Origin of the sequence: Pseudomonas sp. NY15437 (assembly GCF_048068435.1) — a bacterium.
GTDB classification, from domain to species: Bacteria; Pseudomonadota; Gammaproteobacteria; order Pseudomonadales; family Pseudomonadaceae; genus Pseudomonas; species Pseudomonas nitroreducens_B.
In genome coordinates, this window is record NZ_JBLUQC010000019.1 from 69,210 (window position 1) to 93,280 (window position 24,071).

General features: G+C 56.8%; 11 protein-coding genes. 10 read left to right on the plus strand and 1 reads right to left on the minus strand.

Features of this window, described 5'->3' with window-relative positions; genetic code table 11:
• The 3 genes from ACNFIA_RS29025 (at position 1) to ACNFIA_RS29035 (ending at position 6,477) form a co-directional block, all read left to right on the plus strand.
• On the plus strand, positions 1 to 831 hold the full coding sequence (locus ACNFIA_RS29025) for a hypothetical protein (RefSeq protein ID WP_416790500.1): 831 nt from the start codon (positions 1 to 3) through the stop codon (positions 829 to 831).
• A 717-nt stretch (positions 832 to 1,548) separates the two neighbouring features.
• On the plus strand, positions 1,549 to 4,668 hold the full coding sequence (locus tag ACNFIA_RS29030) for an SNF2-related protein (protein WP_416790502.1): 3,120 nt from the start codon (positions 1,549 to 1,551) through the stop codon (positions 4,666 to 4,668).
• Positions 4,669 to 4,680: 12 nt separating this feature from the next.
• The gene (locus ACNFIA_RS29035) at positions 4,681 to 6,477 is read left to right on the plus strand and encodes a hypothetical protein (RefSeq protein ID WP_416790504.1); all 1,797 of its coding nucleotides are present in this window, start codon (positions 4,681 to 4,683) and stop codon (positions 6,475 to 6,477) included.
• Between the two features lie 180 nt (positions 6,478 to 6,657).
• Here ACNFIA_RS29035 and ACNFIA_RS29040 read toward each other — a convergent pair whose 3' ends face one another.
• The gene (locus ACNFIA_RS29040; protein ID WP_416790506.1) at positions 6,658 to 7,008 is read right to left on the minus strand and encodes a helix-turn-helix domain-containing protein; all 351 of its coding nucleotides are present in this window, start codon (positions 7,006 to 7,008) and stop codon (positions 6,658 to 6,660) included.
• 163 nt (positions 7,009 to 7,171) lie between these two features.
• Between ACNFIA_RS29040 and mads1 the strand changes: the two genes are divergently transcribed.
• Genes mads1 through mads8 form a run of 7 tightly spaced genes read left to right on the plus strand, consistent with a single transcriptional unit; the run spans position 7,172 to position 24,059 of the window.
• Complete coding sequence (mads1, locus tag ACNFIA_RS29045; protein ID WP_416790508.1) at positions 7,172 to 7,378, plus strand: methylation-associated defense system helix-turn-helix domain-containing protein MAD1; 207 nt, start codon at positions 7,172 to 7,174, stop codon at positions 7,376 to 7,378.
• A 28-nt stretch (positions 7,379 to 7,406) separates the two neighbouring features.
• Entirely contained in the window at positions 7,407 to 9,410 is a 2,004-nt protein-coding gene (gene mads2, locus ACNFIA_RS29050) for a methylation-associated defense system DNA methyltransferase MAD2 (protein WP_416790510.1), read from the plus strand.
• Positions 9,407 to 11,425, plus strand: coding sequence for a methylation-associated defense system DNA methyltransferase MAD2 (mads2, locus tag ACNFIA_RS29055; RefSeq protein ID WP_416790512.1), 2,019 nt, complete (start codon positions 9,407 to 9,409; stop codon positions 11,423 to 11,425). Before mads2 (ACNFIA_RS29050) ends, mads2 (ACNFIA_RS29055) begins: the two co-directional genes overlap by 4 nt.
• Complete coding sequence (mads5, locus tag ACNFIA_RS29060; RefSeq protein WP_416790514.1) at positions 11,422 to 12,813, plus strand: methylation-associated defense system restriction endonuclease subunit S MAD5; 1,392 nt, start codon at positions 11,422 to 11,424, stop codon at positions 12,811 to 12,813. The genes mads2 (ACNFIA_RS29055) and mads5 overlap by 4 nt, the downstream gene beginning before the upstream one ends.
• Positions 12,813 to 16,970, plus strand: a complete 4,158-nt coding sequence (gene mads6 / locus ACNFIA_RS29065) for a methylation-associated defense system protein kinase MAD6 (protein ID WP_416790516.1) — start codon at positions 12,813 to 12,815, stop codon at positions 16,968 to 16,970. Before mads5 ends, mads6 begins: the two co-directional genes overlap by 1 nt.
• Complete coding sequence (mads7, locus tag ACNFIA_RS29070) at positions 16,954 to 18,597, plus strand: methylation-associated defense system protein MAD7 (protein ID WP_416790518.1); 1,644 nt, start codon at positions 16,954 to 16,956, stop codon at positions 18,595 to 18,597. Before mads6 ends, mads7 begins: the two co-directional genes overlap by 17 nt.
• Positions 18,594 to 24,059 carry a methylation-associated defense system ATP-binding protein MAD8 gene (gene mads8 / locus ACNFIA_RS29075; protein WP_416790520.1) on the plus strand — a complete coding sequence of 1,822 codons (5,466 nt, stop codon included), beginning with the start codon at positions 18,594 to 18,596 and terminating at the stop codon, positions 24,057 to 24,059. Before mads7 ends, mads8 begins: the two co-directional genes overlap by 4 nt.
• Positions 24,060 to 24,071: the final 12 nt, after the last annotated feature.

Genomic DNA, 24,071 nt, shown 5'->3' on the forward strand with positions numbered 1-24,071 from the left:
ATGCTGACCAATAAGCGCCACCTGACGGCGATCATGAACGCGGTGCGGCGCAACCAGGACAAAATCACTCTTACGGATACCTGGCGGCAGATCCACCAGCTTTACGGCGTTGGGACGAAGCTCGGTACATCGTTGCTGCTGACTGCTGCGGATCACCAGACACTGCTTGCGCTGGTGAGAAAGGACATGTCTCTGGATCCGCTGAAGCACAGCACGGCAGCGCTCGAGGGGGACAGGCTGGCTCTGGCTGCGATCTCCAGGAACGAAAAGGTCAGTGGCCGAACGGTAGGCGAGGGCCTGGTGCTGGTCGCTCATCAATCGGGCAGGGTTCTACTGCCATCCGGTAACTATCAGCACCCCCGCGGCGGCACGCTGAACGTCCAGGCCATCGACCTGCATGGTCTAGAGAAGGTGCTGCTGGTAGAGAACCTGAGCGTTATGCTCGCGGCCCACCGTTACCAAATGCCGGCAGAGCTTCAAGACGTACCTATGTTATTCCGGGGCGATCGACAGTGGTCGCCGAAGGCGGTTTCTGCTGCGAGGAAGGGGATTTCCGATTTAATCAGCTTTCCAGACTACGACCCGCAGGGCCTGATGAACTCGCTGACTGCTGGGGCTTCGGCGGTGGTGGTGCCAGCGCCGGCGACGATCGCACGCATTCTTGAGGCACGCCTCAACAAACCTGCTGATTTCGATAGGCAGTCTTCTGCAGTGGAGTGGTTAGCGAGGGGAGGGGCAGCCATCGCGGCTGATATGCTCTGCCGTCGTCTGGCGATCTCTCAGGAAACTATGGCAGACCAGGCCCTGGAACTCCTTGCGCTACCGGGTTGAGCCGAACGCGTCATCAATCCGGACAGATTCCCCGGAGGTCTGCCCCGGTTTTGATCGGAAGCATCCCTAGGAGCTGTCAACCCGCCTGAATACTTGACCTGTATGAAAGCCCATTATTGGTGCGTCCAGTTGGGCGACATATCCTGCAGCTATGCCCACTGGATGGGCAGGATAGAGCCACAGGCAGGGATGCCTAACTCAAACAGGATGGGGCATCACAGCGCAGAGGAGAAGGGCAAAGGAGTACACCACACATGCCATGCAACGATGCAGTCAACGTGGTATTCGGCAGCAGCAGGTCCAGTGGCTTCTCGATTTCGGATGCCATACCTGGAATCGTGGGGCGCAGGTGTACCTCTTTGACCGAGCGCGTTTTAAGCGGCTGTTGTTCAAGCTCTCCTCGGCTGAGCGGCAGTTGGCCGAGAAAGCCCAGAGCGCTTATGTAGTTGTGGTAGATGGCTCGGTGGTTACCGTTGGGCACAGAGGCTCAGAGTTCTGCGTCAGCAAGCCTGGTGCTCACCACCACAGACGTCGGCCGCAGCACCAAGCAGCTTGAACCGTGGAAGATGACAATTTCTGGGGGCTTAGGCGGGATGCTGGTAGTGGCTAACTGATGTTGTTTGTCTCATGCCTGCCTATCAGGCACGCTAAGAAAAATCAGAGCTACTGACGCTTGTCGCAGAGGTGGCGAGCACACTTGCTGCGGAGAAAGGGAATATGAATGAGCTTAAGCCGGGCACAAAGGTGCGGCTGAGGGATAATCCGGCGCGAATGGGCATTATCGGGGTAGGAACTGAAGGAAGTGGGCGGCGTCTTCGCCTTCAAGTTTTTCTTCTGGATGGCACGGAGGATCATTTCCCGCCAAGTGCTCTGGATCCTATCCTACATGAGAGTAACAGTCCCACTGCCTGCTTCAACGCAGGCCGTTATTCCCTAGCAAAAAATCTGCGTACAGCCATTACTCACCATCGATTGAGTGGCAAGCTGGCGAACCTCATTTACAGCTTGAAGACAACCAATACGGACTTCTACCCGCATCAGTTTAAGCCTGTACTGCAGTTCTTGGACTCACCCAGCAACGGCATTCTCATTGCCGACGAGGTTGGTCTGGGAAAAACAATTGAGGCGGGATTGATCTGGACAGAGCTAAGAGCTCGATTCGATGCGCGGCGGCTACTGGTTATCTGTCCTGCGGTGCTGCGCAACAAGTGGCGTGAAGAGTTATTAAACCGGTTTGGCATCAAGGCCGAATTGGTCAATGCCGAAGAGCTGCGTGAGCGTCTCGAAAGCATTAGAGGCAGGCCTAGGCAGGAGTTTGCATTGATCGCCAGCATGCAAGGGCTGCGTCCACCAAGCGATTACGACGCCTTAAACAATAAGCAGGGTGCGGCCAAGCTGGCTCGCTTCCTGGAGGATGCCGACCCAGCTGGTGATCCGTTGCTGCATCTGCTAGTGATAGATGAGGCTCACTACCTGCGCAACACGGGTACAAAGACCAATCTTCTGGGTCACCTGCTCAGACCTCTTGTTGAAAATCTTGTTCTGCTTTCCGCTACACCTATCCAGCTAGCAGACACTGATTTGTTCAATTTGCTGAAGTTGCTTGATGAGTCGGCCTTTCCGCACGAGTACCTGTTTGACCTGAGCATGGCCGTCACGCGTCCTATCGTGCAATTGCGTGATGCGGTATTGGCCGGTCGGGTTAATCGTGATGAGTTCTGTGTGGCCATACGTCAAGCGATGGACAACCAGTTCTTGGATGAAAGTACGCAGCTTGCGTCCATGCTCAAGCAGCCCCCCTCAGACGAAGAGCTCAAAGCACCTAATAGCCGCTCCGAGGTTGCTGATCGACTCGATCGGGTGCACCCGCTGAGCAAAATTGTTACGCGAACGCTTAAACGCGAAGTGCAAGAAAATCGGGTCATTCGCGTTCCCTTGGATTTCCGCGCTCCTCTCAACGAGGTGGAGCAAGCTTTCTACGATCGGGTGACTCAACGAGTGCGTGAGTACTGTCAAGAGAACGGCCTCTTGACGGGCTTCATCCTGACAACACCCCAGCGCCAGATGGCCAGCTGCATGCCCGCCGCTTGTCGTGCTTGGCAGGAAAAGCTAAGTCGTGGGCGTATGGCTGGGCTCGACGAAGCGATGTACGAACTGTCAGAGGACGAGAGTGATGATGAGATCGACGAGCCCCCGGTCCTCGGGAGCCTGATCGAGCAGCTAGTTGAGATATCTCAATCAGTTGGCGACTACGAGCAACTGAAGCTGCATGACAGCAAGTATCGGTTGCTACGCGATCATTTGCGCAAATATCGTGCGCAATTTCCCGGGAAGAAAGCCGTGCTCTTCTCGTTCTTCCGGCAGACTCTTGCCTACCTGCGTGAACGGCTGAGCGAGGACGGCATCTCTTGCGTCGTACTTCAAGGAGGGGATGATAAAGACGAAATACTGCGGGCTTTCAAAGCCGACTCAGGGCCCCAGGTTCTGTTGTCGTCCGAGGTCGGTTCGGAGGGAGTGGACCTGCAGTTCTCGTCTCTGTTGGTGAACTACGACCTGCCTTGGAATCCGATGAAGATCGAACAACGGATTGGTCGGGTTGATCGGTTGGGTCAGCAGTCTGAGAAGATCCTGATCTGGAACCTGATGTATGCCAACACCATTGATGAGCGCATCTATGATCGTCTGCTGATGCGTCTGGACATCTTCCGTCAGGCGCTCGGCAGCATGGAGTCCATCATTGGGCGCGTCATCAAAAAGATGACCAAGGAGCTTTTCAGTCATCAGCTCAGTCCTGAGGAAGAAACGCAACGTATCGAACAGAATCTTCAGGCCCTTGCCGAAACCAAGCTTCGGCAGGAGCGGCTGGAGGCCGAGGCTCCAAATTTGGTTGCTCATGGCGACTTCATCATGAACAAGGTACGTGCGGCTGAGCAGCTGGGGCGTTACGTGCGTTCCGATGATTTACATGCCTATGTGACGGATTTCATTCTGGACAGCTACCCGGGTACTCGCTTCATCCCTGTAGACGATGAGCTGGAGCTGTACAACGTCGAATTGTCGATGGATCTGCGGGTGCAACTCAGTCAGTTTATTCAGGATAAGGGACTGCAAGGGCAGACGCAGTTGCTTGATGCCAGGGCGCTCCCGGTACTGTTCGAGAACTGCCATCGTGCACCTTCTTCGCGTTTTGAACGTGTGGCTCAAGATCATCCATTGGTGCGGTTCGTTACCAGTCAGCTCGGTAGCCAGGATCAAGCCAACCAGCGTTATCCCATCAGTGCTGTCCAGCTGTCGCGCTTGGCATCGGAAGGTATTGAACCTGGTATCTACGCCTTCGTCGTTTCGCGTTGGAGCTTTAGTGGCGCACAGACGAATGAGCGACTGGTCTATGCCGCCAAGGCGCTTGATAGCGAGAATGGACTGGAAGCAGAGCGCGCCGAGCAGCTAGTGAATCTCGCCGCGTTAGCAGGGGAGGACTGGCCGGCAGCAAAAAATCTACTGGTGCCAAATTCGGTAGTAGATGCCTACGAAGAGTGCCGCAGCCAGATTGCTGACCAGTTTAGCGATGTCAGGCAGGCAATGCGGGATGAGAATAACGACCGCGTCAATTTATTGATCAAGCTGATTCGCGACCGCTGTGATTTGGAGGTCAAGCGTATCAATGAGCGTATGGTTGCTCTTCGGCAGTCTGGCAAAGAGCGCATGATCCCGGCTGAAAAGGGTAAGCGTGATGCCGCATTGAAGCGGCGAGAACAGCGTGAGGCGGAGCTGCGCCTCAAACAAAAGCTTGAGGCTGAGAACCACTTCGTTACAGCTGGAGTCATCAAGATCGATTGATAGGGAGGTCACATGAAGCTCGCAGGAATACTCAAGGAAGCTTTTGAGAAGGCCGGTGTGCCTTTACCGGAGACCCCGAAAAAAAAGGCCGTTCCGGTACTGGATCAGCAAAAGAAGAAAGTTGCCCGGTCTGATGCCAATCAGGAACGGAAGGCGCGGCCCAAGACTGCCAGAAAGAAAGCCAAAGCCAGTCAGCCTGCAAAGTTGGCTCCAGCGCAAAACGGCAAAAAAGTTACGTTGACGGCCAACGGAACCTGCATCACGCGTTGGTCAAGCCCGGAGCCGGTAGCCAAGGGAGCTACCAGCAAGACTGCGGCCCAATCGTATGGTGCTGAGGGGGCCAAAGGGGGCTCTACTGAGAGTGTGCGCAGTGCTCCCGATTACTCGATCACCGCCACCGCTGAGGCCTGCGTTACTTGGCATACGCTCCAGCATGGTCAGCTAGCCTCTCTCATGGAGTGGCCGCTGGAAGGGTATGAGACTCAGTTAAACAAAAGCACTGACGAAAAGTTCTTGTGCCTGGGACTGGACTTTGGCAGCTCGACGCTCAAGGCCGTCATCAGTGACGGGGAGAGGCAGATTACATACGCAGTTCCATTCAGAGATATCCAGGGCATTGAGGGCTACCTGCTGCCGTGTAGGGTTTATCTGGGTGAAAACGGATACAGCCTAGAAGGGCAGGGCCAGGTCTATCAGGATCTCAAGCTTGCTTTGTTATCTAACGCCGAGTCGTTGCAAGCTCAATTGCCTGCCGTGGGGTTTCTTGCCCTGGCGCTGAGGATGATCAGAGGCTGGTTGCTGAGCACTCACGGAGAAACCTACTCAGGAGCCATCGTCTGGGATCTTGCTATTGGGCTACCAGTTGCAAGCCGCCGTGACGAAAAAACTGTAAGACTTTACCAACTGGTAAGCACTGCGGCCTGGATCGCCTCGACCGAGAGGCAGTTGACGCCAGAGACGATAGGCCTAGCACTAAAACGAGCAGAAGCCTTGTGCAGTGGTGCCGAGGCTGAGTGTGACAGCGAAGACATTGAAGTAAGGGTGGAGCCAGAAATTGCTGCGCAAATTTATGGCTTCGTCAGTTCAGGTGCCTACGATCCTCACGCCGCCAATATCTATCTAATGGTTGATGTAGGTGCGGGAACACTGGATGCCTCTGTGTTTCGCGTCGAGCGCAAGAGGGGACAGCGCAAAGACAGCCTAGTCATCTTTAGAACCACGGTTGAGCCCCATGGAGTGATGAATTTTCACAAGAAGCGTATGGATTGGCTGCAGTCGGCGCTGGCACAAAAGCTTCCGGATAGGCTGGACCTGCGACAAGCCGTGCAGGCTATTAGTCACTTGACTGATGCCGAGGAGGCTCTTCCCAACAGGGTAGATGGGTATTTCAGCGGGGTTGATGTCCAATTCAAAGGTCGAAATCTCGATCAGCTTTTTTATGCGCAGGTGAACCGCCAGGTTGTCCAGGATACCTACCTTCACGTGGCAAATGAGAGGCTACTCGACAGGCAACAAATGGCTGGTATGCCCATGTTTCTCTGTGGTGGCGGTAGTCGTTCGGGCTTCTACGCCAAGCTGAAGAGCGACCTACATTCTGCGCGAGGATTCAGCTGGTTTGGTGTTACTCCGAAACCGTTACAGAAACCGCGAGGGCTAGTGGCGCCCGGACTGCCCCGTGCTGAATATGACCGCCTTTCCGTTGCCTTTGGCCTCAGTCAGCTCAAGCTCGATAAGTTGCTCATGGATGTACCTGCTTTGGCTGATAAACCTACGAGCATGGACTTCAGTGAACGCTATATCGAGAAGTAAATGGAATGACGCTGGTTGGTTGGACTGGGGTGCTACGTGCTGAGCAGGAAGGCTGAGTTTTTGCACGTTAGGCATTGCACGGGCTCATCGGCTGCTGCTCAGGTGGTTCTAGCCTCCGCTGCTATTGCCCCGGGGAGTGTTAGTGGGGCCTAACTTGCGGTGCAGGTGCGCCGCCCGGGGCTAATGAGTCGCGGTTTTAATGCTTTCGGCTGCCTGAATAAGGCTTTTGACTTCATCTTCGGTAAAGCTTGCTTCTTTGATATAGCGAAGCAGATTCATGACTTCGGGTTGATCATGCAGGTAGTCGACTACTTCCGGGTCCGTGGATGAGGACAAACGGAACAGCACATCGGGATCGGCTGCCAGCACCTTGGCCAGCGCCTTGATTACCTCCGGCCTTGGCGGACGCTCCTTGCCACGTTCTATGCGACTGAGATAGGCAGGGGAGATGCCTATCTTGGTCGCCGTCTCGCGCAGACCAAGGTCCTGGGCGGCTCTAAGGTCGCGTATGGTTTCACCAAAGTTTTTCATAGAGTTTAATATGCCTCGCTGTTTAGTGTTTTGCAACACGAAATTAGGCTGGTAATCTTTGGCGTTAACTGGAATTTTCTGGTGTATTCTTGCTCGGGGGCGGGAGGCTTACCCTGGTCTGGCGTTGTGCCTTGACGGTCACAAGCCCCGCAGGAGAAACGGCATGAGTGTTGATGAGGTTCTGAAGCTGAAGGACGTCGCTGCGTTACTTAAGGTCGGCGAGAAGACGGTCTATTCCATGGCCCAGGCCGGGGAACTGCCTGCTTTCAAGGTCCGAGGTCAGTGGCGATTCTCCCGAAAGGACATCGACGCATGGATAGAGCAACAGAAACACACAAGCCAAGATTTCGGCGAGGACAACCAGAAATGACACCAGCCTCGGTGAGCGGAGTTTTTAGATGAGCAGCAAGAAGAACAGCCAGGTCGAGAACACCATCTCGGCGGGATATACGCTTGACTACGTTTCCGGCAAGCAGGTCAAGGAAACAAAGAAGGAGCTGGTCCGTCAGCGGGTCGTTCGCGCCTTGATCCACGAATACGGATTCTCGCCGGAAGACATGGAGCTGGATTTCTCCATTGGCGGGCGCAAGAAGGTGGATGTGGCCATCTTCCACCACGGCAAGGAGCACACGATTGAGAATCTCAGCCGCGCCGTGATTTGCCGCCAGGAGCCGAACGTCGGCAAAAATGCCATGCGCATCCGCGACTTCGAGCAGGCCGCCAAAGACCTCGATGAGATCGAAACCATCATGCGCGAGGTCGATGCCGTTCAGTACGGCTTGTGGACCAACGGCCTGGAGTTCTTCTTTGTCGAGAAAGAGCAAAAGCGCTTCGAAACCAAGTGCAACCCCATCGGCGACTGGCCGATGGCCGAAGAGTCGGTCGGCACTAAGGAGGTCATCTCCGATGCCCATACCCGTGTCGCCGACAACGAGATGCTGAAGATCACCTTCCGGCGTTGCCACAACTTCATTCATGGCAACGAGGGCATGCCCAAGGACGCCGCCTTCTGGCAATTCCTGTACCTAATTTTCTGCAAGATGCACGACGAGAACCTGCGTGCCAAGCAGCGGCAGGCCTGGCAGCGCCGTTTCTGGGCTGGACCCAGGGAGCAGTTCGAGCCACAAGGGCGCAAAGCCATCCGCGTCCGCATCGAGGAGCTCTTCACCGAGGTCAAGAAGCAGTACAAGAATATTTTCCGAGGCAACGAGGAGATCACCCTCTCCGACCGGGCGCTGGCCTTTATCGTTTCGGAACTGGCCAAGTACGACTTCACCCGAACTGACGTCGATGCCAAGGGTGTGGCTTACCAGGAGCTGGTTGGCGTTAATCTGCGCGGCGACCGGGGCCAGTATTTTACTCCTCGAGGCGTCGTGAAGCTGGTCATCGAGATGCTCGACCCTAAAGAGACCGAGACTCTGTTGGACCCGGCCTGTGGCACCGGCGGCTTCCTGGTCGCCACCCTGGGGCACATGCTGAAGAAGTTCCGTGAAGAGCAAAACATCCAGGCCGGAAACGAGAACACCACCGAGTTCCTGAACATCCACGAACGGCTGAAAGAGTATGCCGCCGTCAATGTCTTCGGCACCGACTTCGATCCGTTCCTGATTCGCGCCGCTCAGATGAACATGGTGCTGGCGGGTGACGGCCGTGGACACATTTACAACATCAACTCGTTGGAGTTTCCGTTGGGGCATCTTGCCGATCTGCCCTCCGCCAAGAAGGAGATACCGCTGGGGTCGGTGGATATCATCGCCACCAATCCACCGTTCGGCTCCGACATCCCGATCACCGACAAACACATCCTGGAGCAATATGAGCTGGCGCACACCTGGGAACCGGATGGTGAAGGTGGCTTCCGCAATACAGGCACCCCCAAGGGAAGCGTCGCGCCCGAGATTCTCTTTATCGAGCGCTGCATCAAATGGCTCAAGCCGGGAACCGGTCGCATGGGCATCGTCCTGCCCGATGGTGTTCTTGGCAACCCGGCGGCGGAATACATCCGCTGGTGGATCATGCGCGAAACCCAGGTGCTCGCCTCCGTCGACCTGCCGGTAGAGGCCTTCATCGCCGAGGCCAACGTCAACATCCTCACCAGCCTGCTGTTCCTGCGCCGCAAGAGTGAAGAGGAAAAACGCGCCGAAGCCCTGGGCGGCATTGATGAATATCCGGTCTTCATGGCCGTAGCCGACAAGGTTGGCTTCGACCGTCGTGGCAACAAGCTCTACAAGCGCACCCCGGACGGCGAAGAGATCGTCGAGCCCAAGAAGCATATCGAGCGCATCCGCATTGGCGGGCGTTTCGTGGAACGGACCCTGACCCGCAGTGAAAAGATCGAGGACAACGATCTGCCGGTCATCGCTGAGAAGTACCGCGAATTTCTCAAGGAGCAGAACGGATGAGCGATCAAGACGACATCATTGAAGACTCACAGGATGCTGCCGAAGAGAGCAGCCCGGATAACTTCATCATTGACATCTTGACCGGCAACAAGGAAAGCGCTTCCGCCAAGAAGCTGCTGGTGCAGAAGGTTCTGCGCCAGCTCATCGAAAGCTACGGGTTTGATCGGAACGACCTGGAGGTGAACTACAATCCCCAGATCTCCGGCCAGGGGCGCAAGCGTATCGACATCGCGATTTTTCGCCCTGATGCCGAGCATAACCATGACAACCTGCAGCGGATCATTGTCTGCAAGAATCAGAAAAAGCGCGACAAGCTCCGCTCCATTACTGAGGCCGATGCCGACCTGCGCGAGCTCAAGGAGCTGCTGGAGCTGATCCCTGGCGCGACGCTGGGCATGTGGACCAATGGTCAAGAAGAGTTCCTGTTCCAGGTCGAGCGCACCCGGTTCGAGGTCCGGCCCAAGCCGCTCGGTGTCTGGCCGGCTCCGGGCGAACGCACCACCGATCTCGAACGCACCGGCGGGGTCATTCAGGTCAGTGCCGAAGTGGAGGATCTGGAAGACGCCCTGATGCGCTGCCGCCAGTATCTGAACCGCAACTTGGGACTCGACCACAAGGATTCCTTCAAGCAGTTGGCCGTGCTGATGCTGGCTAAGATCTACGACGAGACCCTGCCCACCGGCGAGCGCAAGTTCTGGATAAGGGGTGACGAGCCCTTCACCGAGGCGGGCCAGCAGGCCATTGCCCAGCGCATCAACGAATCCATTGCCGCTGCCAAAGCCTGGCAACCGAACCTGCTGACTCGTGGCTGGGAGCTGACTCTGGAACCCCACGAGAGCGCCCGCGTGGTCATGGAGCTTGCCCGTTACTCCCTGAGCGAAACCCAGCCCCGTTACCGTACTGGGGCCTTCCGTGCGGTTGCTCGCAGCGTGATGGACGGGCGAGAGGGCCGCTATCCCACGCCGCTCAATGTGGCCGAAATGGCGGTGGAGATGCTCGACCCGCAACCCGGCGAACGCATCATGGACTGCTCCAGCGGTACCGGCACTTTCCTGGCCATGACCGCCACGCACATCTTCAAGAAGAAACTGGCAGGCCTCGGCACCACGCCTGAAGAGTCCACCAACGAACAGATCCGCCAAGCGCAAAACGAAACTGCCGCCTGGGCGGCTAGCAATGCCCTCGGCTGCGACATTGATCCCTTCCTGGCCGTGGCCAGCCGCATGAACCTGCTGTTCACCATCGGCAATCCCGGTCGTGTGTTCCGCATCGATGCTCGCACCTTCCCGGACGGCGATCTGGATGGCATTGAAGCCGCTCGCCCGGCCATGCCGCTGGGCAGCATGGATATGGTTCTGCTCAACCCCTGGTTCTCGACCCAAGACACGGTCAGCGACGCCTCCATCCTGGAGCGTTACGACCTGGGCAACAACTGGGAGCGCGACGAGGAAGGTGGATTCCGCAACACCGGCAATCTAAACATCGGCGGTGTGCCGCCCGAGGTGCTGTTTATCGAACGCGCGCTGCAATGGGTGAAGCCCGGCACCGGTCGCGTGGGCATCCTGCTGCCCGACGGCTTGCTGGGCAATCCCGGCGATGAGTACGTGCGCTGGTGGATTCTGCGCCACTGCGAGGTCTTGGCCTCGGTTGACCTGCCGGTGGAGCCGTTCAAGGTCACGGTGAAGGAATATGGCCTGACGCCCGCCTTGCCGAGCCTTTTGGTATTACGCCGCCGCAGCCAGGAGGAACTGATCAATACCGAGCATCCCGAATACAGGGTCTTCATGGCCGTGGTGGATCGGGCTGGTGTCGATGCCCGGGGCAATCTCCTGTTCCAGCGAGCCCCGGATGGTGAAGAACTGGTTTTCGATGAGGAAGTGATCGAGCGAGTTCGGGAAGGTGGTGAAGTAGAAATCCGCCGGACCACACGTCGCAACCGCCGCGTTCATGACGAGCTGCCGCTGGTGGCAGAGAAATACAAGGAATTCCGCGCAACCGGCGAGGTGACGTTATGAGTAGAAAATTTCAATGCAAAGCTGTTCCAAGCACCTGGCTGGAACACAACGGTCGTCGTCTCGACTGCGGACCATATATGTCGGGTGCAATTGAGGCCAAAGAACTTCTTAAGAAGCACCGTACTGAACCGCTAGGGAGTCTTACAGCAGGCCAAAACGGTGGAATCTTCAATGGCCCTCGATTCCCGAGGATCTACGTTGATGACCCGGAAAGAGGAGTTCCATTTCTGGGAAGCACAGATATTCTTGATGCAGATTTGTCCTCCATATCCTTGCTATCGAAGAAACAAGTAGAGGGAAATCCTGCGCTGGTGGTTGATGAGGGCTGGACCCTTATTACCTGTTCAGGAACCATCGGACGGATGGCTTACGCTCGCTCAGACATGAAGGGAATGGCGGGGTCGCAGCACTTCATGCGCGTGGTCCCTAACCCAGAGAAAATCAAGCCTGGCTATCTATACGCCTATCTTTCCGGCCGTTTCGGGGTGCCGATTGTAGTATCTGGAACATATGGAGCAATTATTCAACATATTGAGCCGCACCATATCGCCGACCTTCCTGTGCCCCGTCTCAAAGCGGTGGAAAATCAAGCGCATGATCTGGTTCAGCAAGCGGCCAAATTGCGTGTGGAGGCTAGCGAGCTAATCAGTAGACAGGTAAAGGTGCTCGAAGAAGAAATTGCTGGAGGCCCCATTGTTTGGGAGCATAAGAAGCCTCAGGCATTCAGCATCGAAACAAAGACCATAAGTGGCTTCTTAAGCAGGTTAGATGCTTTTCATCATATAGGATTTGTTGGCGAAGCGGAGAAAAAGGCTCGTGTTCCACTAATACCAATTTCCGATGTGGCTGATGCACTGCGCCCGCCAATTTTCAAAAGAGTTCATGTTCAGGACGGTGGATATGAATTTCTTGGTGGCTCCGACGTCATGACCATGGGCCAGAAAAGCAATGAGAGAATTTCTGCTAGAACAAAAAATATTGAAAAATTTGTTGTAAAGCCGGGCCAAATCTTATTTCAATGCGTTGGTCAACGATATGGGATATTTGGGCGTCCAACACTTGCCAATCGCAACCTGATTGGGAAAGCGGTCTCTGAACATCAAATTCGGATAATCCCACACGACACCCGCGACGCAGGATATATCAGCATCTATTTGGCAACGGAATTTGGTCTTCGTTTCCTTCTAAAACACTCATCTGGAACATCAATCCCTGTTCTTCAAGAGGATGGCGCAAGAAAGATATCAATCTATTGGCCGGATGCCGGGCATAGGCATGCAATTAGCAAAATTGCAGAGAAAGCCTGGGAGAACCGCGCTCTGGCTGTTGAGCTGGAGGACGAGGCCCGCGCCCTCGTCGAGCGCGCCATTGAGGAGGGGGCTCGCTAATGGCAAGAGTCATACCCATCGGGCAACCCGCGAACGAATCTGAACGCCAGGCCATCGGTTTCCTTCGGGATCATCTGCCCGATGGCTGGCTGATCTTCCACAACTTCGAGATGCGCCAAGGCCAGGAGGTGTTCGAGATCGACATCGCAATCCTCGCGCCTCACGCGGTGTATCTGGTGGATGTCAAAGGGACGCGGGGCAACATCGATGTGTATGGCTCCAAGTGGTATCCGCAGGGGCGGCAACCGTTTCACTCGCCCCTCGCGAAGCTTCGTCACCACGCGAAGGTGATGGCCAGCTTCATCCGCGATAGCAATCCCGGACAGATCGAGCTGCGCAAGGCTCATGTCCATGCCGCCGTGTTGCTCACTGCCGATGACGCCGCCGTATTCGATCAGGCGGGCATCGACAGCCCGGACGTGACCGACTTCAAGCACTGCCTGAAATACTTCCGCGACGCGAGCCGCATCCCTGACAACCGGCTGGATAACATCACCCGCTTCCATTCCCAGGTCGCCAAGGCGATCACCGGCAACGCCAAGCCCAAGAGCGCGGCGCTGGTGTTCCGCGACTGGCAAGTGGAAGAGAAGCTCGGCGGCACCGACCGCTATGCCGAGTACCGCGCCAAGCACAACCTGTTGGGCAAGAGCGGCGGCATGGCCCGCCTGCGGGTCTACCAGGCCGACCCGTACCAGGACGAGGCCGCCCGCAAGGAAGAGTTCAAGAAGATCAGCAACGCCTATCGCGCCGTGGCGCACATGCCGACCCACGCCAATGTGCTGGCGGTGAAGGATCTGTTCGTCTCCGACGATGAAGACAAGGTGGTGCTGGTCACTGAGGATCTGCCTGGCCAGGCCCTGCGCCTGCACATCAACAAGGTCTCGATGGCGCTGACCTTCGATCAGAAGCTCCAAGTGATGCGCGACGTGCTGTCGGCCCTGGACCATGCGCACCGGCATGAGGTGATCCACCGCAACCTGACCCCGGACGCCATTCTGCTGACCAAGGGCGGCCAGGCCCGGGTAACCGATTTCGATTTCGCCAGGGTGGGCAAGAACCGCACCTCTACCATCGCCGATCAGGTGGTGGATGATCTGGATGCTGCCTACCAGGCTCCAGAGTGCTTCAAGGACCCGACCCAGGCCAGCATTGCCTCCGACCTCTATGCCGCCGGGCTGATCTTTTACGAACTGCTGACCGGCGAGCTGCCCTTTGAAAGCGTCGACCAGATGATGGAGGCCGATGGCAAGTTCCCCATCAAGCCCTCGGAGCACAAGCCGGACCTGCCCAAGGGGATCGACGAGTGGTTGCAGAAGTTCTGCGAGTTTGACCCCGAGGAACGGCACACGAGCGCAGCCATCGCTCGCAAGGCCCTGGATGACCTGATTCTGCCCGAGGCCAAGAACGACTCCGGCCCGGATGTGAGCGGCCCGGCCGTGGTTGTGCCACAGCTCCCGGATAACCTGATGAACTTGCCGCAGGATTTCATCCTGGCGGATCGCTTCCGTATTCAGAAAAAGTTGGGCAGCGGTGGCTTCGGCGTTGCCTATAAGGTGTTCGATTCCCTGGGCGATGTGGTGCGCGTCATCAAACTGGTGACCAAGGACCGTCGCAGCGTGTACGAACGGCTGCGCCGCGAGTACAAGACCCTGACCAATCTCCCCGAACATCCGCATGTGGTGAAGGTGATCTGGGCGGATCGCATGGCCGATGCCAAGCAGACGCCTTACATTGTCTTTGAGTATGTGGAAGGTTTGGATGTTTCCGATCTGATCGATGCCGAGGCGTTGTCGCTGGATGATGCCGTGCGCATCGTGCGCGAGGCCGCCGAGGGGCTGGCCCATCTCCACAAGCACGGCGTTTACCATCAGGACGTCAAGCCCTCCAATCTGCTATGGACGGACAAAGGCGTCCGCATCATCGATTTCAACGTCGCGGTCTCCGAGAACGATGAGGTTCAAGGTGGTGGCGGCACGCGCCGTTACCTGCCGCCGGATTACGACTACTCCTCCGAGCCGGATGCTTCGGATCGAATAGATCGTGACCTCTATGCCTTGGGCATCTCCTTCTATGAGTGCCTGACCGGCAAGTATCCATTCGACGATCCCACGCCGCCGATCAAGACTCAGCCCAGGGACCCCAAGCAGTTCAAAGGCTGCGCCGACCTCAGCTCGTCGCTGGTCAATGTGCTGGCGAAGATGATCGCGCCGGAGCGCAAGGATCGTTTTGCGTCGGCGGAGGAGTTCTTGAATGCCCTGGCCGAGGTCAAGCGCCTGCGCTCGGTGCTGACGACCGGCGAGATTGGTGCCGGACCCAAGGTGGTGTCCAAGCTGGGGTTCGAGCCGACCAAGCCCAATACCAACCCCTTTGTCACCCACCTGCTGACGCTCTATAGCCAGAGCCAGGTGTCCAACGCAGGCACCCGTGGCCTCGACGAAGTTGGCAAGGCCACCTACGTGCCGACTTATCTGGACGAAAAGCTCAAGCCCACGCTGCTCAAGGGCGAGTTCCGTTTGGTCATCATCAGCGGTAACGCCGGCGACGGCAAGACGGCCTTCATCCAGCAGTTCGAGGCCTTTGCCGAGAGCAAGGGCGCACAGATACAGCGCGGCGCGAACGGGGCTGTGTTCCAGCTTAAGGGGCATACCTACCAAAGCAACTACGACGGCAGCCAGGATGAAGGCGACGAGCGCAACGATGCCGTGCTTCAGAAGTTCTTCGCTCCCTTCGCGGGCAAGGATGCCTCCGGCTGGCCCGAGAATCAGACCCGCCTGATCGCCATCAACGAGGGACGGCTGGTCGACTTCTTCCTGGAGCATGAAGAAGAGTTCCCGTTGCTCGCCAAGCAGATCCAGCAGGGCTTGGCCGGAGCTGCTCCGGAAGGCGGTATCGCGGTTATCAACCTCAACCTGCGCTCGGTGGTCGCCGAACCCGAGGAAGGTCAGCCTTCGATTCTGGAGCGGCTGATCGCCCGCATGACGCAGCAGGAATACTGGCAGGCATGCGACAAGTGCGATCTCAAGGGCAAATGCTACGCCTATCACAACGCCCGGACCTTCCAGGACCCGGTTGCCGGTCCCAAGGTGATCGAGCGCCTGAAGATGCTCTACACCATCACTCACCTGCGCGGCCGACTGCACATCACCATGCGCGACCTTCGTTCGGCGCTGGCCTTCATGCTGGTAGGCACCCAGGATTGCGACGGCATTCACCACCTCTATCAAAACGGCGGTGAAGAAACCCAGAATCGCATCCTTGACGGTTTCTATTTCAACTCGTGGCTTGGCGGGGCGGAAGGATCCAATGACCGGCTGATTGCCTTGCTGCGCGAGATTGACGTTGCCGAAGTCAGCAATCCCGATCTGGACCGCGAGCTTGGCTTCCTCAATCCCAAGACCAAGGCCATGAGCCGCTTCTCGTTCGCGGAGCGGGCTGGGTACGACGATGAACTTGTGGCGACGCTGTTCCGCAATCTGCCTCGCGATTACTCGTCGAAGAACCGTGCTCGACTGATCGCCAAGCACCGCAATTATCTATCGCATATGCGCCGCCGCCATTTCTTTGAGCGACGTGACATCGGCTGGAAGGAGATGCTGCCATATGGAAGCATCGATCCCTTCCTGGATGCCATTGAGCAGCCGGGAGCGAAAAGCGCAGATGAGGTTACCGCCATTCTTCGAGCCATCAACCGGGGCGAAGGTCTGAGCGATCCGGCGCGTTTGGGCAACCAGTTGGCGCTGCGTGTTCGCCAGGTGGATAAGGGCACCATCCGCAGTTACCGTCTCTTTGACGGCGACCATTTCATGCTCCGCACCGAGCAGGAAACAGCGGCTCATCCTTTCCTTGAATGCCTGTCTCAGGCGCTGGTGCTGCTTTACGACTCCGGCGACGGGCACAAGGCCAGCCTGCGCATCAATCTTGACATCTATGAAATGCTGATGCGGCTCAACAACGGCTACCGTCCCAGCATCGAGGAACAGGAAGGTTTCTTGTTAAGTCTGGCGGTATTTAAAAACCTGTTATCTGCTGCACTCTATCAAGAAGTTCTGCTGACGGAAAATGGGCTCCGGTTCTACCAGATAAACAGAAAAGAGGATGGCGTATTGGCATTGGGTGTTTCTGAAAAAGGGGCTGAATATCATGTCAATCAAGGGTAGAGACAAGGAATTCAGAACACCTAAGGTCAGTTATTTGCATTGGCAGCACACGGAAATGGATCGTGTGCTGACCATGCTATTTCCTCGCCTCAAATTCAATGGCTATGGCAGTCGCAAGCCGCCACGCGCAAATATTTTGCAGCCAGAAGAATTTGCAGATGAAATGATGCTGTCCGAAGAGGTTAAGCAGTATTTTGAGGGCTTTGACGAACATCCCTCCATTGTCCACAAGTGGGTAGAGACCGAACTTCTTGATGTGGTAAATCGGGGCAAGTCGAATCAAGCTGTCGCCTCTCCGCGCCCGCTTCATGGAGAGACCTACAAATTTCGAAATGCGAAGCACTGCCGTGACTATGGGGCAGCCGAGCAGATTTATTGGATGCTCTACTATGCCCGCAAAGGCAAGGGCCAGGCCGCCCGAGACACGCTAAAACGCTTCTTTTTCCCTGGGATTGACCATGTAACCGGTAGGCATGAATCCGGCACGGTCGTCGATGTAGAAACCCAAGCGCTACTTCGCTTCGATTCTCAAGTTACTCAGGACACACAGGACTCCAAGGAGCCCGAGCGCTTTCCACCACTTCTGATCGATCAGGCCGACACCATGGCCGACGACATTCTGCGGCTATTGGCCTATGAGCCCTATATTCCTCGCTCGGTGCTGGTGGATTACCTCAAAACCCTGATGGCATTCCATCTGGCGCTCTACCACCTCAAGCTGTTGCAGATACTGCCCAAGCTGGTGAAGCAGCGCTCGGACAATGCGCTGGAGAGTTCACCTGATCCCGTCGCGCTGGTCGTGGATATGGGGGACGTCAACAATCCGCATATGGTCGAGCTGGCTCGCAAGTCCACTGACCGGCTCTATCGCCAGATTCCTGCCTTTGTGCAGGCCAATTTCGTCGTCAAGAAGCTCGATGAGATGGCGGAATACCTGAGCAAGAAGACGGGCAAGCTGGCTACTCCAGGGGGCGGCGTGTTCACCGTCGGCGATCTGGTTTCTCTACTGAAGCCCGAGCACGACGCCGAGCTCCAAGCCTACTTCAAGTTCCGCCTGGCCAGCCTGATCGAGGAATCGACCTCTGGAAACGAGGACATCGATCCGGAGATCCGGGAAGTCACCGCCATGGGCCTTGGCGAGTTCGAATCCTTCATCGAAATCCTGATGGCATATCGCGGCAAGTATCACCGCCAGTACATCACTGAGTGCCTGGACTCACTGCTGCTGAAGAACAAGGAGAACGGCCTGCTGGCCCAATCCCGAACCAAGGGAAGTCCTCGGCGGTTTGTGCTGGGAAGCAAGCTTCTTGAAGTGCTCCTTCAGGTGGCTGTGCTCACTCAGGATGACGGGCGTTTCGTGACCCGCGAGGTTCGCATTGAGGAGTTGCTGGCCTTTTTGAGAAGCCGCTACGGCCTTCACATCGACCGGCTGCCGGACGGAGCACAGGCCAACAGCAGCATCCTCGACAGACGCGCCCTGCGCCTCAACCTCGAAGCCTTCAAGCGTCGCCTGCGTGAAATCGGGTTCTACGAGGACCTGTCGGATGCCTACGTGACCCAGAAGGTATCGCCCCGCTATGCGATTGAGAGAAATGACGGAACAGATAAAAACGGGAGGCACGCATGAGTAATGCGTTCACCAAGCTTTCCCAGGATAAGTTGAACGCGGCGGTCGCTTGTCTGCTGTGCCCCCGTATCGAAGCGATCCTGGGTGACCGTGGCCCAGGCCACTGCATGCGGGTCACCGATCTCGATGACGAGGTAATGGAGTCGGTCTGCAAGGAACTACGTCGGACCCGGCCCGACGGAAACATCTTTATCCTCGGCAGCCATGATCAGGAGGGCCAGCCCTTCCGAGTCACTTCCACCAAACTGGTGGAGTTGCGCAACCCGGACGCGAACGGCGAGCTGCGTCAGCCTTTGCTGGTCTTCATACCGACTTCGCTTCGCACCAGCGCCGAGGACTCTTTCGGTGTGGCGACCTTCGAGGAGCTGACCTTCGCCGGTATCTACGAGGACCTTATCGACTCGCTGCTTGATCGGCTCCCGACAACACTGGTTGGCCATGCTCGCGATCTTTTGGGCATCCTCACCGAGGAGGAGTGGCTGTTTGCCGACCATGTTTCCCGCGTGCGGTACCTGCTCACTGCGCTCGAAAACGGGATTGATGGAGAAACCCTCGGGGCCAGCCTGTATGAATTGACGTTGATTCCAGACTTCAAGCTCTTTGCCGATCCCGGCATGGTCAATGGCAAGATTCGTCGTAACCTCGGCAGCGTCCGCAGTCTGATGGCCTCGCACAAGTCGGTTCGTGGTCGTATCGCCGATCTGGGACTCAGCGACAAGGCATTGGAGTCGCGACTATTCACCTACTTTGAAAAATACGATGTCCAGGAGCCCGAATCCTGGACGCCGCCCATCGCGACCGACAAGAGCTGGTGGAGCATTTCTTTCGACAAATGGACGTTCCAGGAAGAGCTTTCGCTGGACAAGGTCCTGCTGACAGTGCTGGAGACCGACTTGCCGGTCGTTCAGGAGGATGAGACCGACGACCAACTCTCCGGCCTCATCGGGCAACAGGTTCTGGTGCCGAACGACCGCCGCAAAATGAACGTGGTGTTCGAGGTTAGCCCTCACCCCGGCAAGGTCAGCGGGCTTGATCATTTTACGGTTCAGATCATTTCGCAGAATGACGGCCCGGTAGGAAAATCTAAAAAAGTCAAGGCCTGGACGCCGAACCGCCTGCAATGCACGACCAACTTGGTCAAGCTCAATAAGATCGAATTCGAGGAAGGATGGCATTTCATCCGTGTAATGCCTTGGACGGCCGATGGCGATCCGATTCCGCTGGACGCGGATTCCGCCTCCGAGGGCGCAAGACGTTCCTACGAGAGCGAACCTTTCTACGTCCTGCCCGGTGGCAACATCGAGGAAGAGCCACCGCAACGCGCCATACCCATTGAGCAGAGCCTGGAGCATGCGCGTTTCCGGCTGCAACTGACTGCCCTGGGCGATGAACGCGATCCCGATGATATCGCCATCAGTGGTGTCGCCTGGGCCGAGGGCGGTCGCTCCAAGAAGACCTCTCGCCAGGAAACCCTACACGCAAAATTCGGTCGTGAGGGCGCGGTTCAGATCCCGCTTTCGCGTATGCTCAAAACCATCGAGCAGCGCGTCTTGGCGGAGCCCAAGCACCCGTCAGGCTGGCGAATGCAGATCAATCTGGATACCGCTGAGCCGCCTTCCGAGGTTGGACTCACGCTGCCATCTTCCGCCGCGATGGCTTCCTTCCTGGCTGCCCGCGAAGAGTTTTTTGCAGCAGTGCGCAAAGACACTGCCGAGCTGATTATGCAGGGGCTTTCGTTCCGCGACTCGGAAAGGGAATGCCTCGCGTATGCTGAAAGCTACCTTGACTTGGTCAGGAACCTCATCCGTCAGGCCGAGACGACTTCTGGTGCCGAGCGTCAGCAGCACTTGCAAGCGCTCAGAAATGTGCTGGCCGTCGATTCCATTCATGTCATCTTGACCGACTTCGGTGGAAGGCACCGGGAGGCTGTTTTGGTCTCCCCAACCCATCCGCTCCGTGCCTTGTGGCTGAGCAGTTGGGTCGCCCTGGGTAAGGATTGGATTGAGAAGATCAAGTCAGGCGGGAAGGATCACATTCCTCACGTCCGTTCCGCGCTGTTGGATGGCCTTTTGCCCTCTGCCTATCCGGTCGGTATTCCCGTCGAGGATGGCCGCATTTTCACTCCGGTGGACAACCTGAATGCTTTCTGGGCGCTCTACGCCCCGACGACCGAGGAAAATTCCCGTGGTCTGATGGCGGAAATCTGTTCAGCTCTCGGCTTGGCCGAGCCCTCTGCGGCGGGATCAGATATTTCCGGACAAGTCATTGCGGACAAGATCGAGCGCTATCTCTCTCAGCATCCCTATGTTCGAGAGTTATCACTGAACATCTTCAACCCCGGGGCCGGCTCGGTGATTGCGGAGGCTCTGCTATCGCTCCAGCAGAAGCGCGAGCATGCCGATTTGCGCTATGACGTGCGGCTCTTTACCACCGATCCCGATTCACCTGTTCTGGGCGAGGCACTTGAGTCGATGGTCCGTCCCGGAGCCACGGTAAACGAGGCCGCCGACGCATTTGCGACCTCAACGGGCAGCCATCTGTTCTCCAAGCTGAACTTGGCCAAGCACCCACTGAATGAATTCCATGCAAATTCCAAGGAGTTCCCGGCGCACATCAGTGTTCTTCTGGATGTGTTTCCCGCCGAGGAGCTTTCCATTGCGGAGAAGCCGATGGGGGTGACCCCGCTGCATGGGCTGATACAGGACTTCGACACTGAATTCGTTGATGACGATTCGGGGACCTTCTGGAACAAGCGGCCGATTGTCGGGCGCTCCCTCGGCGCGGACAACCATGCGGCGTGCTTCGATTTGCTGTCGTCCCTGAGCCGACACCTCTGTTTTGCTACCTCAGCGGTTGCTGCTTCTGGTGCCAGCTTCAAAGCTGTGCCTGTGGTGACCCTTGGCCTCGATGTGGCCCAACGAGAACTGATCTACGAGGTTCACCAGATCAGCGACTGGGTGTTCACCATTGACCGAAATATGGGGATTGAGTTCTTCGACCATGGCGGCCGGAAGAATAGACCGGACTATCTGATTGACTATGTGCCGGGAGCCAGCTCCCAGGCGACACACAACCTGATCATCTCGTCGCGCTCAAATGATGAACTGGAGGCGATGCTGAAGCCGGTGCTGCTTGAGCATGGCTTGTCCGCCGACGGCGAGCAGTCGGTTCAGATCCTGGCAAATCTGCGGTCGCTGTCCGGTCAACTTGCCCTAAAGCTGATTTCTGCTCGCACACAACAGGCGGAAGCACTTGGCCTGGCCTTGGCTCGGCTCTACCTCGAATATCAGGGCGCATTGAGCAATCAGGTCATTGTGCCGTTGGATGCGCACACTGACCTTTACCGCTCAAGCGGTGAGTCAGACGATGTCAATGATGCAATCAGCCTGCAACGCACCGACTTGGGATTGTTCGACCTGGATTTGAACACCAGAACGATCACTTGCAACCTGGTCGAGGTGAAATGCTATTCGCAAGTGGGCGACTTTGCGGCCTTCAACCAACTGAAGGAACGGATTTCCGCCCAGATCAATCAGAGCGAGCGCATCCTCCAGCGCCACTTTGACCCGGCCTTGAAGAAGCCGGACCGGCCGGATAGGTTGCTCAAGAGCCGGGAGTTGGCTCAGATCCTTCGTTTCTATCTAGAGCGCTCACTGCGTTACGGGATCTTTGATGCGACTGCTGCGCAGGAAGCACGAGGGTTACTTGAATCCATCGAGCAGGGCTACTCGCTTCAGTTCAGACGCTGCGCCCTGATCTTCGACTTCGACAAGACCGGAACCGAGGCCCCGGACAACGAGGTTGGCATTGAATTCCACCGCATCGGTAAGGATCTCATTCGCGCCTTACTGGAGAACTGCCGCAAGCCTGTTTCCGTCGAGATTGAGGAGGAACCGACTGTGCACCTCCTGAGCGAGCAGTTTATACCGAGCGTGCCGAAGCTCGAGACAGCCGCTTTCATCGCACCCAAGAGAGCCCGGTCAACGTCCTGGACGGTGGATGAGCTCTGGGACGAAGAGCCGAAGGCACCAATCACCCAGCCAACACCACCTGCTGGAGAGGAAACGCCCGCACCTGCCCAAGAGGAAAACGAAGAGCAGGCTGAACCTGTCGAGCAAACATCTCGAACTTCCACCATTGCGCCTAAAGAAGAAAAAGAAGACGAGCAGCCCGCCGCCGTTGCTGTTGAGCCGGCGGAACCTGTTCAACCCGAGTATGAAGCGCCGGAACATCCGACACCCGAGCCTGCGCCTCAAGCCGAGGTCAGCTATGACATTATGCTGGGCGTTAATGGTGACTCACCCCAGTACGGATTGCTCGGAGAGGTTTCCGGCAGGAAAATCGCGCTGGACCTCAACCATACCCACACGATCAGTCTCTTTGGGGTTCAAGGCGGCGGCAAGAGCTACACCCTTGGAACAGTCATTGAGATGGTCTCCATGCCGCTTCAGCACATCAATGTGCTGCCAAGTCCGCTCGCCACGGTCATCTTCCATTACAGCCCGACGCAGGATTATGCGCCGGAGTTTACCTCGATGATCAATGCCAACTCGGTGGATGAAGAGATCCGCATCCTTCGTGAGCGTTACAAGGCCAACCCGGAAGCCCTGAAGGATGTCCTGATTCTTACCCCGGCAAACAAGGTGGATGATCGCCGGGCCGAGTACCCGGATATCGAAGTTAAGCCGCTTGCTTTTTCTGCCTCCGAACTCAAGGCGGCGCACTGGAAATTCCTGATGGGAGCGATTGGCAGCCAGAGCATGTATATGCGGCAAATCAATCTCATCATGAGGGGGCTGCGGGACAACCTGACCTTAGATGCCCTGCGAGCAGGCATCGATAACTCTGGTCTATCCGATCACCTGAAAGAGCTGGCCCAGACGCGTCTGCTGTTCGCCAGCGAATATATCGATGATAACCAGCGGCTCCAGGATCTGATTCGTCCAGGCCGGTTGATCATCGTGGATCTGCGAGATGAATACATCGAAAAGGACGAGGCCCTCGGACTGTTCGTGGTGATGCTGCAAATTTTCTCGGAAGCAACCTATCAAGGAAGTGCCTTCAACAAGCTCGTGGTTTTCGATGAAGCTCATAAGTACATCGAGAACGATGACCTGGTTTCCGGCCTGGTAGAGGTTGTCCGTGAGATGCGACACAAGGGGACCAGCATCATGGTAGCCTCTCAGGATCCGCCATCGGTCCCTGTCTCTCTGATCGAGCTGTCATCGCAGATCATCATGCACAAATTCAACTCGCCCGCCTGGCTGAAGCATATCCAGAAGGCAAATGCTGCCCTTGGTGAGTTGACCTCCGACAAGATGAGCCATCTCGGAACCGGCGAAGCCTATGTGTGGTCGAGCAAGGCCTCGGACGACTCCTTCACCCGGGGCGCGGTGAAGATCAAGTGCCGTCCTCGCATCACGCAGCATGGAGGTAGCACCAAAACGGCTGTGGGTCGGTAAAGGAAATTTTTT